Annotated in this window: 12 protein-coding genes; 9 read left to right on the top strand and 3 right to left on the bottom strand. The window is 73.3% G+C overall.

The features are described from left to right. Positions 1-13 precede the first annotated feature (13 nt). Entirely contained in the window at positions 14-1,558 is a 1,545-nt protein-coding gene (locus tag ABIE38_RS00910) for a DEAD/DEAH box helicase (RefSeq protein WP_354054060.1), read from the bottom strand. A 288-nt stretch (positions 1,559-1,846) separates the two neighbouring features. Between ABIE38_RS00910 and ABIE38_RS00915 the strand changes: the two genes are divergently transcribed. Continuing rightward, a complete protein-coding gene (locus tag ABIE38_RS00915) occupies positions 1,847-2,074 on the top strand; it encodes a DUF3107 domain-containing protein (RefSeq protein WP_107748545.1) in 228 nt (75 codons plus the stop codon). Here the strand turns inward: ABIE38_RS00915 and ABIE38_RS00920 are convergent. Continuing rightward, positions 2,071-2,730: a TetR/AcrR family transcriptional regulator gene (locus ABIE38_RS00920; protein WP_354053581.1), complete on the bottom strand. Its 660-nt coding sequence runs from the start codon at positions 2,728-2,730 to the stop codon at positions 2,071-2,073. The two genes, ABIE38_RS00915 and ABIE38_RS00920, sit on opposite strands and share 4 nt — an antisense overlap. Before the next feature lie 159 nt (positions 2,731-2,889). Here ABIE38_RS00920 and ABIE38_RS00925 point away from each other — a divergent pair, with 159 nt between their 5' ends. From ABIE38_RS00925 to nudC, 8 genes are all read left to right on the top strand, one after another. Next, entirely contained in the window at positions 2,890-3,933 is a 1,044-nt protein-coding gene (locus tag ABIE38_RS00925; protein ID WP_354053582.1) for a DUF3152 domain-containing protein, read from the top strand. Further along, positions 3,930-5,156 carry a molybdopterin-synthase adenylyltransferase MoeB gene (moeB, locus tag ABIE38_RS00930; RefSeq protein WP_354053583.1) on the top strand — a complete coding sequence of 409 codons (1,227 nt, stop codon included), beginning with the start codon at positions 3,930-3,932 and terminating at the stop codon, positions 5,154-5,156. Before ABIE38_RS00925 ends, moeB begins: the two co-directional genes overlap by 4 nt. 26 nt (positions 5,157-5,182) lie before the next feature. Continuing rightward, positions 5,183-6,076, top strand: coding sequence for a TIGR02569 family protein (locus ABIE38_RS00935; protein WP_354053584.1), 894 nt, complete (start codon positions 5,183-5,185; stop codon positions 6,074-6,076). Continuing rightward, positions 6,073-7,305: an MFS transporter gene (locus ABIE38_RS00940; RefSeq protein ID WP_354053585.1), complete on the top strand. Its 1,233-nt coding sequence runs from the start codon at positions 6,073-6,075 to the stop codon at positions 7,303-7,305. The genes ABIE38_RS00935 and ABIE38_RS00940 overlap by 4 nt, the downstream gene beginning before the upstream one ends. A gap of 67 nt (positions 7,306-7,372) precedes the next feature. Beyond that, positions 7,373-10,672 carry a PD-(D/E)XK nuclease family protein gene (locus ABIE38_RS00945; RefSeq protein ID WP_354053586.1) on the top strand — a complete coding sequence of 1,100 codons (3,300 nt, stop codon included), beginning with the start codon at positions 7,373-7,375 and terminating at the stop codon, positions 10,670-10,672. After that, positions 10,669-13,995: an ATP-dependent DNA helicase gene (locus ABIE38_RS00950; RefSeq protein WP_354053587.1), complete on the top strand. Its 3,327-nt coding sequence runs from the start codon at positions 10,669-10,671 to the stop codon at positions 13,993-13,995. Before ABIE38_RS00945 ends, ABIE38_RS00950 begins: the two co-directional genes overlap by 4 nt. A 62-nt stretch (positions 13,996-14,057) precedes the next feature. Continuing rightward, the gene (locus tag ABIE38_RS00955; RefSeq protein WP_354053588.1) at positions 14,058-15,137 is read left to right on the top strand and encodes a potassium channel family protein; all 1,080 of its coding nucleotides are present in this window, start codon (positions 14,058-14,060) and stop codon (positions 15,135-15,137) included. 97 nt (positions 15,138-15,234) lie between these two features. Next, the gene (nudC, locus tag ABIE38_RS00960; RefSeq protein ID WP_354053589.1) at positions 15,235-16,149 is read left to right on the top strand and encodes an NAD(+) diphosphatase; all 915 of its coding nucleotides are present in this window, start codon (positions 15,235-15,237) and stop codon (positions 16,147-16,149) included. Here the strand turns inward: nudC and ABIE38_RS00965 are convergent. Continuing rightward, positions 16,146-16,418 (bottom strand): mycoredoxin, encoded by a 273-nt coding sequence (locus tag ABIE38_RS00965; protein WP_354053590.1) that lies wholly within the window; start codon positions 16,416-16,418, stop codon positions 16,146-16,148. The genes nudC and ABIE38_RS00965 overlap by 4 nt on opposite strands. Between the last annotated feature and the right edge of the window lie 76 nt (positions 16,419-16,494).

The raw sequence follows: 16,494 nt of genomic DNA on the forward strand, positions 1-16,494 counted from the left end.
GGTGGGGGTCGGGTCAGTCCCGACCGGTGGAGTCGGAAGACGACGAGGGGCGACGTCGCCGACGCCGACGCCGCGGGGCGCCGTCGGCGGGGGGCGCGGTACCCGCGCCGGCGTCCCCGCCCGGGGCGGCGTCGGAGGCCGCGGGGGCGGGGGCATCCGCTGCGGGGGACTGCGAACCGGGGGAGGACTCCGCGGTCCGGGGGCGACGGCGGGGAGCGCCGGATCCGCGTCCGGATCCCCGGGCATCTCGATCGGCCGGTCGCCGGCCGGAGCCGGTCCCCGTCGCCGCCCCGACCCGGCCCCCCGCGCCCTCGGGGATCCCGAGTTCGGCGCGCAGATGGGGGGAGGTCGAGTAGGTCTCGGCGGGCTCGCCGTGCCCCAGGCCGAGCGCCTTGTCGATGAGTCCCCAGCGGGGCAGGTCGTCCCAGTCCACGAGGGTGACCGCGACGCCCTTGCGGCCGGCCCGACCGGTTCGGCCGATCCGGTGGACGTAGGTCTTCTCGTCCTCGGGGCACTGGTAGTTGATGACGTGGGTCACGTCGTCGACGTCGATTCCGCGCGCCGCGACATCGGTCGCCACGAGGACGTCGACCTCCCCGGAGCGGAACGCCTTGAGCGACTTCTCGCGTGCGCCCTGACCCAGGTCGCCGTGGATAGCCCCCACGCGGAAGCCCCGGTCGGCCAGGTCGTCGGCGAGCTTCTGGGCCGTGCGCTTGGTGCGGCAGAAGACCATCGTGGCACCGCGCCCGTCGGCCTGCAGGATCCGTGAGACCACCTCGGGCTTGTCCATCGAGTGCGCCCGGTAGACGAACTGGGTGGTGTTCTCGTGCGTGGCGCCGGAGTCGGCGGCCTCCGCCCGGATGTGCGTGGGCTTGGTGAGGAACGTCCGCGCCAGGGTGATGATCGGTCCCGGCATGGTGGCCGAGAAGAGCATGGTCTGCCGTTGCTCCGGGACCATCCGGAGCAGCTTCTCGATGTCCGGCAGGAAGCCCAGGTCGAGCATCTCGTCGGCCTCATCGAGGACCAGCACCTCGACCTTGCCGAGCACCAGCTTCGACTGGTTGGCCAGGTCGAGCAACCGGCCGGGTGTCCCCACCACCACGTCGACACCCTTCTCCAGGGCGTCGGTCTGCTGCTCGTAGGGGGTTCCGCCGTAGATGGCCAGCACCTTAAGCGGCCGGGTTCCCGATCCGCCTGGGGCGGTGAGCCCGGTGGCGGCGATCTTGAGGTCCTGGGTGACCTGGACGCACAGCTCGCGGGTGGGAACGATGATGAGGGCCCGTGGCGTGCCGTCGAGCTCCCGGGTCACCTCGCCCGTCGAGATGCGGTGCAGGAGGGGGACGCCGAAGCCGTAGGTCTTGCCCATCCCCGTGCGGGCCTGGCCGATGAGGTCCGACCCCGCCAGCGCCAGCGGGAGGGTGAGTTCCTGAATGGCGAATGTGTGGGTGATGCCGCGCTCACCGAGCGCGGTGACGATCTCGGGGCGGACGCCGAGTTCGGCGAAGCTGGGGGAGGAGTCGGAGGACGGGGCGTCGACGACCGCGGTCGTCGTGGCCATACCGTCGACGTCGCTGGTGGTCACATCTGTTGTGGACAGGGCGGTGCCTTTCTCGTCTCGCGCGCGGGAGGACGGGCCTTCCGATGGACGGCCTCGGCGAGCGGGGCGCGCGCACATTTCCATGCGGATCATCGGTGCGGGGTCCGACCAGCGGACCGGGCGCGGGTGTGATCCACGTGGGTCCACCCTATCCCGTGACGCCGCGGGACACCGGGTCCGGGCTAGCCTGGGTCCCACGTATCACCGACGACGGCGTGGCATGCGCCGACGATGAGAAGGGCAGGCACCGTGGAGGTCAAGATCGGCATCGCCGACAGCAATCGCGAGCTCGTGTTCAAGACCGGGATGAACCCGGAGGACGTGCACGCCCGCGTGGAGGCCGCTCTCACCGCGGAGAGCAAGGCAGTGTTGGAGCTGGACGACGAGAAGGGCCGGCGCTATCTCGTGTCGACCGACCGGGTCGCCTACGTCGAGATCGGTGAGTCGGCGCGGCGCGCGGTGGGGTTCCTCTCCTAGGACTCCGGAGCGGGCCGGTCCCCGCCCTGACGAGGGATCTTCGACAGCCCGCCCCAGCACAGGGTGACGGTCGTGGAGACGGCGTCGGCGCGGGAGATCGGTCGGCCCGCGTCGAGCCAGTGGCCGGCGCTCACCCGGCTCGCACCCACGAGGCCCACCGCGAGCAGACGCGACCGGTGCGCGTCGAGCCCGGAATCGCCCCTGACCAGGTCGTGTACGGCGTCGATGCAGCCGTCGGTGGCGCGGTCGAGCTCGCGCCGGACCTCGTCGTCGCCGGATTCGGAGGTGAACACCAGCCGGAAGCCGCGTGTGTCGGCATCGGCGTAGGCGAAGAAGGTGTCCACCGCCGCCTCGACGCGACGCCGGTTGTCGGAGGTCGAGTCGAGCGCTGCCCGGATGCGGCCGAGAAGCTCGTCCACGTGATGTCGCAGCACCTCGATGTACAGGTCGCGTTTGGAATCGAAGTGCTGGTACAGCACGGGTTTGGAGACCCCGGCGAGGACGGCGATGTCGTCCATCCCGGAGGCGTGGAACCCCTGGTCCACGAACACGGTCCCCGCGGCGTCGAGGAGCTGACGTCGTCGGGCTCCACGGGGCAGCCGGGTCGCCCTGGCGCGCCCCGGAGCCGTCGGGGACGGTCCGCCCGGGCTTGTCATCGTCTGGCTCCTGTCCTCCCGGACGTCGGGTCGACGGTCGACCGGGCCAGACGGACAATACCCGTACCGGCGGAGTGCCGGAGAAGGCGACCACCTCGGGATGTGGGATCGTGGAGACCTTGACTCGGGCCTGACCGGATCGGACGTGGAGGTGTGCGGATGAGCGACGGCCGTCGCCGGACGTCTGACGGTGTCGACGTCGGGTCCACCTCGCGGGCCGACGCTCCGGGACACCGCGGGGACGGCTCTCCGTACTACCCTCCCCATGGTGAGCCGCTGCGGGCTCCGTGGGATCCGGAGGAGGAGACGACGCCCGGTCGTCGCCGCTCGGTCCCCGGGGCCAGGGACCACCTGCGCAAGCAGAGCCCCGTCGGACGGTTCTTCACCACGTGGGGCTGGCGGGCGTACGCGATCCCGGTGCTGGTCGTGCTCACGGCGCTCGTGATCGCCGACTCCGTGGCGGGTACCGGGGCGGGCGACGGCGCGTCCGTCGGCGAGGCGGAGGAGACGCCGGCGCTCATGGGGGAGCCACCCCGGGGCGAGGTGCCCCCGAGCGGGGAGCTGCCGGACGGGGGACCGTTCGCCGAGGCCGGCGAGGGCCTGTTCCGGATCGTGCCCGGGGGCACGGATCGTGTCGGGCGCCCCGACGCCGAGCAGTTCACCTACACCGTGGAGATCGAGGAGGGCGTCGACACGACGGACTTCGGTGGCGACGACTCGGTGGCCCGGATGGTGGATGCGACGTTGGCCAATCCCAAGAGCTGGACGGCGGACGGGGCCGTGGCGTTCCAGCGCACGGCCCGGGACGAGCCGGCGTTCCGGGTGACACTCGCCAGTCCCCTCACGGTCCGCGAGAACTGCGGGTACGAGATCGAACTCGAGACCAGCTGCTACAACCCGTCGACCGAGAGGGTCTACCTCAACCTGGCCCGGTGGATCCGTGGGGCGCGGTCCTTCCAGGGGGACATCGGGTCCTACCGTCAGTATCTCGTCAACCACGAGGTCGGCCACGCGATCGGCTACCCGGACCACGAGCCGTGCCCCGCGGACGGAGCGCTCGCGCCGATCATGATGCAACAGACCCTCGGGGTGGCCAACAACGAGATCTTCCTGCTCGACAACGAGGGAGTGGTCCCGGACAACGACGACACCTGTCTCTACAACGCGTGGCCGTTCCCCGACGGCCCGCCGGTGGCCCGGTGAACCCCGTGACCGGCGGGGTGTCCGGGGCGCTCCCCCCGCTCGTGGACCCGGTGCCGGAACTCTCGGCCGACGAGCGCGCGCGCTATTCCCGGCATCTCCTGCTCGGTGCCATCGGTGACGAGGGGCAGCGTCGCCTGCGCGCCGCGTCGGTGTTCGTGGTGGGCGCGGGGGGACTGGGCGCGCCGGTCCTGATGTACCTCGCCGCGGCGGGTGTCGGGCGGATCACCGTGATCGACGACGACGAGGTGGACCTCGGCAACCTGCAACGGCAGGTGATCCACTCCGTACCGGCCATAGGCCGCCCCAAGGTCGAGTCGGCCCGGGATCGACTGGCCGAGTTGGCCCCCGGGGTCAGGGTCGAGGCGGTCCACGCCCGGCTCGACGCGGTGAACATCGACGCCCTCCTCGAGGGCCACGATCTGGTGCTGGACGGAAGCGACAACTTCGCCACCCGGTACCTCGTCTCCGACGCCTGCGAGATCGCCGGGATCCCGGTCGTCTGGGGGACCATCGACCGCTTCCGGGCCCAGCTCGCCGTCTTCTGGTCGCGTCCGCCCGCGCCCGTCGACCCCGTCACGCTCCGGGACCTCTACCCGGCCCCGCCGCCGCCCGGTTCGGTGCCGAGCTGCGCCGAGGCCGGCGTGGTGGGCGCACTGTGCGGCACGGTCGGTTCGATGATGGTGATGGAGGCGGTCAAGCTGATCACCGGGGCCGGCAGGCCACTGCTCGGTCGGCTCGTGTTGATGGACCTCCTCGAGACCACCCACCGGACCGTGACCATCCGGCCGGACCCGTCCCGTGCCCCGGTGACGTCCCTGCCGGAGGGCGCCGACGAGACCTGCGCCGTCCGACCGGCCGACGTGGACGACGTCCCCACCGTCTCTGCTGTGGACCTCGCCGCCGAGATGGCGGAGGCGGGGCCGTCCGGTTCCGTCGCGCCCGTCCTGGTCGACGTCCGCGGTGCCGGGGAGCGGGCCGTCGCGATGATCGACCCCTCGGTCTGGGTTCCGCTGGACTCGGTCGCCGAGGCGGCGACCGACCCGACCGGGGTCCTCGGGCGCGCCGCGGCCCGCGGGCCGATCGTCGTGTACTGCAAGTCGGGGGTGCGCTCGGCCCGCGCGGCGGCCACGCTGACCGGGGCGGGTTTCGCCGGCGTGCGGTCGCTGGAGGGCGGTATCGAGGCCTGGACCCGCGACGTCGACCCGTCCCTGCCCGGGTACTGACCCGTGGGGTGGGTACGGTGAACGACGTGAACGACGTGACCGTCCCCGACCACGTCCGCGGCGCCTTCGGCGTGGTGGAGGGCGCGGCCGTACCCGTGGTCGCCGGTTCCGGGACGGGTTGGCTCGTCGCCTCGCCGGGGACCCCCGTGGTCTTCCGTCCGGTCGCGGACACGGCCCTGGCCAACTGGTCCGCCCGCGTGCGGGAGGAACTCGACGTCACCGGTCTACGCGTGGCCCTGCCGGTGCGGTCGACCGACGGGAGACACGTGGTCAGCGGGTGGCGGGCCGATCGGGCGGTGTCCGGACGCCCCGAGGCCCGCGCCGACGAGACCATCGCCTGGTCGGCGAGGATCAACGCCGCTCTGGCCGGTGTCGACCGGCCCCGTCTGACCCGTCGCCCGGCCGCCCGCCCGTGGACGGAGACCGATCTGTTCGCGATCGCCGAGACCGCGGCCTGGGACGGCGACCCCGAAGTCGACCTCGGACCCGGCATGGAGGACAGCGGGACCCCCTTCGCCACGCACCGCGCGGCCGCGCTTCTCGGGGCCACAGGGCTCATCCGGCTCCGCCGACCGGTCGCCCCGGTGGCGGGTAGCGGGGTGGTGCACGGCGATCTCGCGCGGGGCCTGCTGTTCGACGCGTCGGACGAACCCGCGATGACGGACGTCGTCCCCTACGCCCGAACCGCCTCGTGGTCGGCGGCGGTCGTCGCGATCGACCACCTCTCGTGGGGGACCGTCGACAGCGGGGTTCTCGCGCGGTGGCGCCACCTCGACGACTGGCGGCAGATGGTGCTGCGCGCGGCGGTGTTCCGGCTTGCGGTGCACGCGCTGCACCCCGGATCCCGACCGGCGGCGATGGACGGACTGCAGGCCATGGCCCGGACAGTCGAGGAGTTCATCGGCGACCCGGACGCATGAACGGCCGCTCCTCGCGAGCGGGCTCCGCGTCGGGCGCGCTGGCGTTCCCCGTGGTGGCCCTGCTCGGCGTCGTCCTCGTCTCGCTCAACCTCCGTACCGCGGTCACCTCCCTGAGTCCGCTGCTGGGGGTCATCGACGCCGAGATCGGCCTCGGCGCAGGGGGCATGGGACTGCTCGGGATGGTGCCCACGGCGATGTTCGCCCTCTGGGGCGTCCTCACCCCGATTGTGCTGCGTCGGATGGGACTCGAACTGCTGACCGTGCTGGCGATGACGGCGGCCGCGGCCGGGCAGGTCGTCCGTGCCCTCGCCCACGACCCGTGGGTGATGGGGGTGGGATCCCTGGTCGCACTGGCCGGGATGGGCATCGGCAACGTGGTGGCCCCGCCACTGGTCAAGAAGTACTTCCCCCGGCACGTCGCGGCCGTGAGCATGGCGTACATCACCGGACTCCAACTGGGTACGGTCGTGCCGGCGCTGGTGGCGGTCCCCGTGGAGGAGGCCGCCGGGTGGCGGGTCTCCATAGGGTGGTGGGCGGTTCTCGCGATCGTCGCGGCGGTGCCCTGGGTCGTCGAGATCCTGCGGGGCGGATCGGACACCGCCGGGCCCCCCGCCGTCGGGGCCGTCGGCGGGACCGGCCCGGCACAGCGGGTCCGGCCGTGGCGCTCGCCCGTCGGGATCGCCCTGGCGTTGTTCTTCGGGACCAACTCCCTGTGCACCTACGCCTTCTTCACGTGGCTCCCGGCCGTGGCGGAGTCGATCGGGATGACCCGGGCCGAGGGGGGCCTCGCGCTGGCGGTGTACTCGGCCATCGGTCTCATCGCCGCTCTGGTCGTCCCCTGGGCGGCGGGCCGGTTCGAGGACCCGTACCCCGTCGTCGTCGTCTCGGTGGTCTCTTACCTGGCCGGCTTCGCGGGCCTGCTCTGGGCGCCCGGTGCCGCGCCGTGGGTGTGGATCTGCCTGCTGGGTGTCGGACCCAGTACGTTCCCCCTCTGCCTGACGCTCATCAACCTCCGCACGCGGACCCAGGCCGGATCCGCCGCCCTCTCCGGGTTCTCGCAGGGCGTCGGCTACACGGCGGCGAGCCTCGGCCCCCTCGTCTTCGGTTTCCTCCTGTCCGGTCCGGGTCTCGGCGGGGGTCTCGCCTTCCTGACGGGGGTGCTCGCGGTGATGTGCGTGGTCGGCCGGATCGCGTGTCGTCCCCGGATGCTCGAGGACACCCTGCGCTGACGCCGCCGACCCGCCCCACCGGATCACCGGCCGCGGCACTGTCGTAGTGGTGTGGTCTCATCTAGCCGTGACAGAGTCCGCAGCACCGACCGCCGGAGCGCCGCACTCCTCCCACACCGTGGAGGCCGCGCCGCTCCGGCGATGGCCGCCCGAGCTCGGTGACCTGATCGGACGGGACTGGGGTCCCCGCCCGGCCGGTCGTCAGGACCGCTGGGTCGTGCGTGGCGGGCCCGGGAGTGGGAAGACCTCGCTCGTCGTGGACGTGGTCCGCGCCGCGGTGACGGGCGGGGTGGGGATGGACGGCGTCCTGGTCCTCGCCGGATCCGCGACCGCCGGGTCCGCACTACTCGGGGAGGTCACCCGTGGGCTCCCACCGGAGTCCGTCGTCAGCACGGATTCACCGGTCCGCACCGTCCATTCCCTGGCCCACGCCGTGGTCCGGCTGGCGGCCGCCCGTGTCGACGCCCCGCCTCCGCGGCTCCGGACGGGAGCGGAGCACGACGCCCTGATACGGGAGACCCTGCTGGGCGAGGTCGCCGACGGCGCGCCGCACTGGCCCGAGCAGCTCCGGCCCGCGCTGGCCGCCGTCGGTTTCGCCCGCGAGCTCCGGGACCTCCTGCTGCGATCACTGGAGCGGGGGATCGGCCCCCGTGAGCTCGCGCGGCTGGGCCGGTCGGCGGGCAGGCCCGCGTGGGTCGCCGCGGCCGGGTTCTTCCGCCGCCACGAGGAGCAGATGGCCCTGCGCTCGGGACTGCGGGGTGGGGAGTCGGACGTCCCCGAGGCTCTCAACGCCGCTGAGCTCGTGGGTGCGGCGCTGGACGCGTTGACCGCGGATCCACGGCTCAGGGAGTTGTTCCGCTCCCGCCGACTGGTGGTGGTCGACGACGCGCACCACCTCGACCCGCTCGCGGCCGAATTCGTGGCCGCGGTCGGTGGAGGGGCGGAGGTCCTGCTGGTCGTCGAGGACGGGGACCAGTCCGTGTTCCGTTTCCGCGGCGCGGACGGTGGTCTCGCCCGCGCGGTCGTGGACCAGGGCGGCCGGGCGGTGGACCTGCGGGTGGGGCACCGGATGGACCCCGCGGTCGCGGCGGTGGCGGCACGGATCGGCTCCCGCCTGCCCGGGGCGGCCCGTCACCGGCCACGTGAGGTCGCGGGCGGCCCGGGGGCCGACGGGCCCGGCGGGGAGGGCTCGGTGACGGTCACCGTCGCCCGCTCGGCCGCCGCGGAGGCCGCCGTGGTCGCGGATTTCCTGCGCAGACGCCACGTGCTGGATGGTGTCGACTACGGGGAGATGGCGGTCGTCAGCAGATCACTGCCCGCGGTGGTGGACACCCTGCTGCCCGCCCTCGACGCGGCCGGGGTCCCGGTGGTCGACGCGGGCGCCGAGCTGCCCCCGGCACACGACCCCGTGGTGGCGGCGCTCCTCCTGCTGGTGAGGTCGGCGCTGCAGGGGGCGGACGGGACGGATGCCGAGCGCATCCTCGCCCTGCTGTCCGGACCGATCGGACGGGCCGACGCCGTCGCGATGCGCCGGCTGCGGCGGGGGATCCGCCGCTCCGGGATCGGCGGATCCGAGCCGAGCGCCGAGACGCTCCGCTCCCTCGTGCTGGCGGAGGTGGACCCGGCGCCGTCCGGTCTCACGGCGGTCGAGCTCGCGCCCGTCACCCGGATCCGGTACGCCCGGACCGCGGTGGTCGAGTCGCTACGAGAAGGAGCGGCGGTCGAGGAGGTGCTCTGGGCGGCGTGGTCGGCCTCGAGGATGGAGCGACGGCTCGTCCGGCAGGCCGTGGCCGCGGACCCGTGGTCCCGCTCGGCGGACCGGTCCCTGGACGCGGTGGTGTCCCTGTTCGATCACGCGGCGGACTACGTGGACCGCGTCCCCGGGGGGTCCGTCGCCCTCTTCTGCGAGGTGGTGTCGAGGGAGGACCTCCCCGCCCCCCGACGCACGGACACCCGCGCCCGGGGCGGGGCCGTGAGCGTACTGTCCGCCCACGCCGCGGTGGGTCGGCAGTGGCGCTCGGTGGTCGTGTGCGGGGTCCAGGACGGACGCTGGCCGGCCCTCCGCCGTCGGTCGGGTCTGCTCGGGGTCGACGAGCTCGTGGACCTGACGGAGGTGGCCGGCGACGGTCCACTGCCGTCGGAGTCCGAGCGGACCGTGTCCTCCGCCGCGGCCCGCGCGGCCGAGGAACGGCGGTTGTTCTACGTGGCCTGCTCCCGGGCGCGGAGCCACCTGCTCGTGACCGCCGTCGAATCCCCGGAGGAGGGTGACGTCGCCGCGTCGCGGTTCGTCGACGAGATCTCGGACCTCGCCACGACGAGCGGCGACGCGAGCGGTGCGGACGGGCTGCGTCCCGGCGCCGAAGCGGTGGCCGCCACCCGCCACACCCCGACGGTGTTCACCCTGCAGCACCTGGCCGTCGATCTCCGGGCCGCACTGCTCGATCCGTCCACGGCCCCGGCGGACGCCACCCATGCCGCGGGTCTCCTGGCAGGGCTCCGCGACGCGGGGGTCGCCGAGGCGGACCCCGGGACCTGGTACGGCTCGGGCGGGCCGTCCACCGCCGCGCCGCCATTCCCCGTGGAGCCGGGGGAGCCGGTGGTCGTGCTGTCTCCGTCGGGGTTCGGTGCGCTCGAGGAGTGTCCGCTCCGGTGGTTCCTGCAGAGTGTCCGTGGAGACTCCGCCGATCCGGGGTCGGAGGCGGCCCTCATCCGTGGTTCGGCGGTCCACGCGCTCACCCAGGCGGTGGAGGGGGGGATCGGCGAGGACGCCCTCCGGGCGGCGGTACACCGCCGGGCCGAGGCGCTCACGCGTGCCCGCGGCTGGTTCGCCGAGCGGGGTGCGGAATCGATGGTGGGTATGGCCGAGACGTTCCGGCGGTGGCGAACCGAGACCCGGGACGAGTACACGACCGCGGGGGTGGAGGAGGCGTTCGCCTTCGATGTCAGGGGTGGGGTGCGGATCCGGGGGCGGATCGACCGGCTCGAGGCCACCCGCGCCGGCGAGGTGGTCCCCGTGGACATCAAGACCTCACCCGGCGCCGTGTCCAAGGCTGTGGCCGCGACGCATCCCCAGCTCGCCCTGTACCAGCTGGCGGTGTCGGAGGGCGCTGTCGAGTCCGCCGCGGGTCGTGCGTCGGGGGGAGGGCTCCTGGTGTACCTCGGGGGCCGGGAGGGCCGCATGCCCACGGAGCGGGTCCAGGATCCACTCGGCAGCGAGGGTGCGGAGGCCCTGACCGAGCGCGTGGTCGCGGCCGGTCGAGCGACGGTGGGGCCGGACTACACGGCCCGCGTGGGACGGTGGTGCGACCACTGCGGCGTCCGTTCCAGCTGCCCCGCCCAACCCGAGGGTCGGCAGGTGAGCGGGTGACCTCGTCGACAGGATCCCACGACATCGCTGACGCCCTCGGCGTCCACCGTCCGACCCCGGAGCAGGCCGCGGTCATCGCCGGTCCCACCGAGCCGACACTCGTCCTGGCCGGCGCCGGCGCGGGCAAGACCGAGACCATGGCCGCCCGCGTGGTGTGGCTGGTGGCCAACGGTCATGCGCGGCCGTCGGAGATCCTGGGGCTCACCTTCACGCGCAAGGCAGCCCAGCAGCTGTCCAGGAGGATCCGGCGACGGCTCGAGGCGCTGGCCGCGAGCCCGCTGTGCACCGGCCCCGGGGCGGATCCCCGGATCGCGGAGTCGATACGCACGGAGGACCCGCAGATCTCGACCTATCACGCGTTCGCGGGCACCCTCCTCGGGTCCTACGGCCTGCTCGTCCCGGTCGAACCGGACTCCCGCCTGCTCACGCCGACGGCGGCGTTCCAGCTCGCGTACGACGTCGTCTCGCGGTGGGAGTCCCCGCTCGCCACGGGGTCGTCCGCCGCGCAGGTGACCCGCGACGTCCTGACACTGGCAGGGCAACTGTCCGAGCACCTCGTGAGCACCGACGACCTGCGGTCCCACCCGGACCTCCTCACCACCCTCGTCGCCACCCTGCCCGGCGGGCCCGGCCAGCGCGCGGCCCCGACCAGGTGGCTCGACGAGGTCGCCACCGTCCAGGGCCACCGCGACGAGCTGGCCGACCTGGTCGACGCGGTCTCCGCGCGGATGCGCGAGGAGTCCGCGCTGGACCACGCCTCACAGATGGCGCTCGCCGCGACGGTGGCCCGCGACCATCCCCAGGTCGGTGAGGCCGAACGTCGGGCGTTCCGGGTCGTGCTGTTGGACGAGTACCAGGACACGGGACACTCCCAGCGGGTCCTGCTGACCTCGTTGTTCGGCGGCGGCGCGGGCCCGGTCCCCGCGGTCACGGCCGTGGGGGACCCGATGCAGTCCATCTACGGGTGGCGCGGGGCCTCGGCCTCCAACCTCGACCGCTTCCGCGACGACTTCCCCCGACCCGGAGGGCAGCAGTCCCACCTCCGCGAGCTCACCACCTCGTGGCGCAACCCCCCCGAGGTGCTCTCCCTGGCCAACCGGATCACCCTGCCGCTGCGGGACCGGCCGGGCTCCGTGCCGGTCCCACAGCTGCGCGCGCGCCCCGGGGCCCAGCCCGCGGATCTGAGGGTGGCGGTGTTGGACACGGCGGAAGCCGAGCGGGAGTGGCTGGCCGATTCGCTGGCGTCCCGGTACCGCTCGGCGGTGGCGGCCGGCCGTGTCCCCACCGCCGCCGTGTTGGTGCGCCGCAACGGCGACTCCGGGCTCATCGCCGAGGCGCTGGCGGCCCGCGGGTTGCCGGTGGAGATCGTCGGGGTGGGCGGGCTCCTGGACGTCCCCGAGGTGGCGGACGTGGTCTCCCTGCTCACGGTGGTCGCCCGTCCCGGTGCCGGTGCACCACTGGTGCGTCTGCTCAGCGGCCCCCGGTTCGCCCTCGGGGCCGCCGACCTGGCCGCGTTGGCCAGACGGGCATCCGTGCTCTCGCTCCGGCGTCCGGGCGGGGCCGGGGGAGCGCTGTCCGCCCTCGGGGAGCTCGAGGACGTCCTGGACGCCATCGCCCGGGGGGAGGAGACCGACGCGGCGGGACTCGCGGACGCGCTCGCCGATCCGGGCCACGAGGGCGACTACAGCCCGGCCGGCCTCGCCCGGATCACCGAGCTCTCCCGCATCATCACCGGGCTCAGGGCCCGGTCGTCCGCGCCCCCGGCCAGGCTCGTGGCCGCCGCGGAGCAGGCGTTGGGTCTGGATGCCGAGGTACGCCTGCGGGAGCGGGCAGGTGGAGGAGAGGCCCGCGAGCAACTCGACGAACTGCAGGAGGTGGCCGCGGGGTTCCGGGCCGACCGGGGTCCGGGGCTGGACGCTTTCCTGGCACATCTCGACCTGGCGCGCACCGTGGACGGCGGGCTCGCCCGGGGTGAGGTCGCGGCCACCCCGGGTCGGGTGCAGATCCTCACCGTGCACTCGGCCAAAGGATTGGAGTGGGAGATCGTCGCCGTGCCCCACCTGTCGGTCGGGATCTTCCCGTCCGACCGGGCGCCCCAGACCTCGATCCGGGCGGCCACCCACCTGCCCGAGGAACTGCGCGGTGACCGGGAGGACGGGGACAACCCCGGCGGGGTGCCGGTGCCCCGGCTCGACGGGGTCGCGGACCGCAAACTCCTGGAGGCCGCGCTCAGGGCACACATCGACCGCGTCAGGAAGCGTTCGCTCGACGAGGACCGACGCCTGTTCTACGTGGCCGTCACCCGAGCGGAACGCTCTCTGCTGCTCTCGGCCTCGCACTGGCACGGGAGCGGTTCCACGCCCCGGGGCCCGTCGGAGTTCCTCGACGAGGTACTCGACTCGTGCCGGGGACCCGAGCCGCTGGGGGAGACAGACCACCTCGTCGTCACTCCGTCGGCCACCAATCCGGCCACCGAGGCGGTGGTGGAGGCCACCTGGCCTCGTGCGGCGCAGGCCGACCGCACGTCCGCGGCCCGCGCGGTGGCGCTGGCCGCGCCCGTGGACCCCGAGACCGACCCGGTGCCCGATCACGGGCCCGCCCGGGGTTGGCACCTCATGGCGGCGCCGCTCCTCGCGGATGCGCGCAGGGCTGCCCGGCAGCGCGACGCCGTGGTCCTGCCGCGGCGGCTGACCGCGGGTGAGGTGGTGGCCATGGCGACCGATCCTGACGCGTTCACCGATCGCCTCCGCCGACCGGTGCCGTTCCGGCCCGACCGCTTCGCCCGTCGCGGAACGCGGTTCCACCTGTGGCTGGAACACCGCTTCGGGGCCACCCACCTGCTTGACATCGACGATCTCCCCGGTGCCGGGGACCGGGGCGCGGTCGACGGTGTGTCGGAGTCGGACCTCGCGGCGTTGCAGGAGGCCTTCGAGTCGTCGCGATGGGCTCGACGGACGCCCGAGGCGGTGGAGGTGCCGTTCGAGGTCGGACTCGGGGAGCATCTGCTGCGTGGCCGCATGGACGCGGTCTTCGCGGACGGGGACGACTGGATCGTCGTCGACTGGAAGACCGGGCGGGTCCCGGGTCCCGGGGAGATGCCCGCGGTCTCGCTCCAGTTGGCGGTCTACCGCTACGCGTGGGCCAGAGTCGCCTCCGCCAGGCTCGGACGACCGGTCGAGCTCGACAGGGTCCGGGCCGCCTTCCACTACGTCCGCGCCGGGAGGACCGTCGAACCGGCCGATCTCCCCGACGCGGAGGAGCTGCTCCGGCTCCTCTCCACCGGTCCCGGGAGAGGCCGGTTGTTGTCCGACGGTGACCGATAGGCCACGATGGTCCCGGTGACCCCGATGATCGACGGCGGTCCCGTCCCGGAACGGAGCTGCCGATGGTGAGGAAGCGCGCACTCACGTCCCGTACCCGTGGTAGCGACCCCCTGGACGAGAGCCCCGACCACATCCTCGTGGGCGTGGTGAGCATCCCGGCGAACGCCGAGAGCCCGTGGCGGCTGATCGGCAAGCGCGTGCTGATGGCCGTGCTCACGCTGGCTCTGGCGGCCCTCGTGGTGTACCTCGATCAGGAAGGGTATGAAGGCGGCGGTGGTGTCGACGGCAGGATCACGGTCGTCGACGCCTTCTACTACGCCACTGTCTCCCTCTCGACCACGGGTTACGGAGACATCTCACCGATCACCCAGCAGGCGCGCCTGCTGAACGCCATTCTGATCACGCCGCTGCGCGTGCTCTTCCTGATCCTGCTCGTCGGTACCACCCTGTCGGTGCTCACCGAGCAGTCCCGTCAGGCCCTCAGGATCCAGCGCTGGAGGAACCTCGTGCGTAACCACACCGTCGTCGTCGGCTACGGCACCAAGGGCAGGTCGGCCGTTGCGGCGATGCTCGCCGACGAGATCGCGCCCGACGACATCGTCGTGGTCGACACCGACCCCCAGGCGCTGAGGTCCGCGGCCGCCCGCGGTCTGGTCACCGTCCAGGGGTCGGCCACCCGCTCGGACGTCCTCAAGCTCGCGGGTGTCACCCGGGCCGCGGCCGTGGTGGTGGCGACCAACTCCGACGACACCGCGGTGCTGGTCACGCTGACCGCGCGGGAGCTGGCGCCGAACGCCAAGATCGTCGCCACGGTTCGAGAGTCGGACAACAAGCATCTGCTGAAGCAGTCGGGCGCGGACTCCGTGGTGGTCTCCGCCGAGACGGCGGGGCGCCTGCTCGGCCTGGCGACCATCACCCCGACCGTCGTGGGGATGATGGAGGACCTGCTGACCCCCGACGAGGGGTTCTCCATCGCCGAACGGCGCGTGGAGGAGACCGAGGTCGGCGGCTCGCCGCGCCATCTGGCCGAACTCGTCCTAGGGGTGGTCCGCAAGGGTCAGTTGATCAAGGTCAACGAACCCGAGGCCGACGCGCTGGAGACCGGCGACCGCCTGCTCTACATCAGGATGGTCTCCGGCTGAGACCGGGGCCGGCGACGCGGGCGGTCCGGGTGGCCACGGCGTCCACCGGGCAGGCACGCTGACCGCCCCTCACGATCTGCGAGAAGGAACCCCGACCATGCCGCTGGACTTCAGCCTCGACTCCGACCCCGTGCTGTCCGTCGCCGCGCCCGACCGGGCCGCGCCGCTCAGGCAGGACGCCGATGGTCTGTCGCGGGGATGGGCCACCGCGCGGGTGCTGCGGGTCGACCGCCGCAACCGGTTCGCCACGGACCCCGCGGCCGGGGGCCGTCGACGCATCCGGTTGGAACCCGCGTCGGATCACGCCGAGGAGTTGCCGGAGACCGCGGTCTTCCTCGGGCGGACGGACGAGGGACGCCACATCTGGGCCGTGCCCGTGGAGGAACTGCCCGATGACCCGGCGGTGGCGTCACTGCGGGCGAGCGGAGCGGACCTGGTCGAGGGCGACGGTTCACTGGCCTCGCAGGCCCTCGCGCTGCTCGGCTGGCACCGGGACACCGTGCGGGGCCGGGAACCGCAGCACCATCCGCGCCGCGTGGACGCGGGCTGGGCCATCGAGGACCCGTTCCACGGAGGACCCGAATACCCCCGCACGGACCCGGCTGTGATCTGCCTGGTCCACGACGGTGGGCGCCGGGTACTCCTGGCCCGTCAACCGGTCTGGCCGGCCGGGATGTACTCCCACGTCGCCGGGTTCGTGGAGGCGGGGGAGTCCCTGGAGGGCTGCGTCCGGCGCGAGGTGAAGGAGGAGGTCGGCGTGGAGGTCGACCGGGTCCGCTACCTCGGCAGCCAGCCCTGGCCGTTCCCCCGCTCGCTGATGGTGGGATTCCACGCGGTCGGCGACCCGGACGCGCCGATCGTCCTCGAGGACGAGGAGATCAGTGAGGCCGCCTGGTTCGACGTCGACGAGGTCCGCGCCGCGCTCGACGGCCGGGGCGAACTCATGGTGGCCCCACCGGTATCGATCGCGCACGTCATGCTCCGGTCATGGGTGACCGCGGTAGACGGCTAGGCGTCCGCGAGCTCCGCGAGCTTGGCCCGCACCTGGGAGGCCGGGGGGTTGGTGGCGGTGGTGCCGTCCGAGTACAGCGCGGTCGGGACGACACGGTTACCGCCGTTGACGCTCTCGACGAACGCCGCGGCCTCGGCGTCCGCATCCACGTCGATCTCCGTGTAACCGATCTCCTTCTCGTCCAGCAACTTCTTGAGCCGGGTACAGAAGGGGCACCACGTGGTGGTGTAGAGGGTCAGGGCCTCGGCGTCGTTCGTGAGTTCGCTCATGACGGGGTCCAACGCGCGGAGACGCAGGAATCATCCCGGGGGAGGCCCACGGCGATGTGTCGGGGCCGGATGCCAC

This window comes from Dietzia sp. 2505 (assembly GCF_040546785.1).
In the GTDB taxonomy this organism is placed as follows: Bacteria; Actinomycetota; Actinomycetes; order Mycobacteriales; family Mycobacteriaceae; genus Dietzia.

Coding starts and splice junctions, on each gene's coding strand:
- ABIE38_RS00910 (WP_354054060.1), bottom strand. CDS start 1,558: ATGGCCACGACGACCGCGGTCGTCGACGCCCCGTCCTCCGACTCCTCC.
- ABIE38_RS00920 (WP_354053581.1), bottom strand. CDS start 2,730: ATGACAAGCCCGGGCGGACCGTCCCCGACGGCTCCGGGGCGCGCCAGG.
- ABIE38_RS00925 (WP_354053582.1), top strand. CDS start 2,890: ATGAGCGACGGCCGTCGCCGGACGTCTGACGGTGTCGACGTCGGGTCC.
- ABIE38_RS00940 (WP_354053585.1), top strand. CDS start 6,073: ATGAACGGCCGCTCCTCGCGAGCGGGCTCCGCGTCGGGCGCGCTGGCG.
- ABIE38_RS00955 (WP_354053588.1), top strand. CDS start 14,058: ATGGTGAGGAAGCGCGCACTCACGTCCCGTACCCGTGGTAGCGACCCC.
- nudC (WP_354053589.1), top strand. CDS start 15,235: ATGCCGCTGGACTTCAGCCTCGACTCCGACCCCGTGCTGTCCGTCGCC.
- ABIE38_RS00965 (WP_354053590.1), bottom strand. CDS start 16,418: ATGAGCGAACTCACGAACGACGCCGAGGCCCTGACCCTCTACACCACC.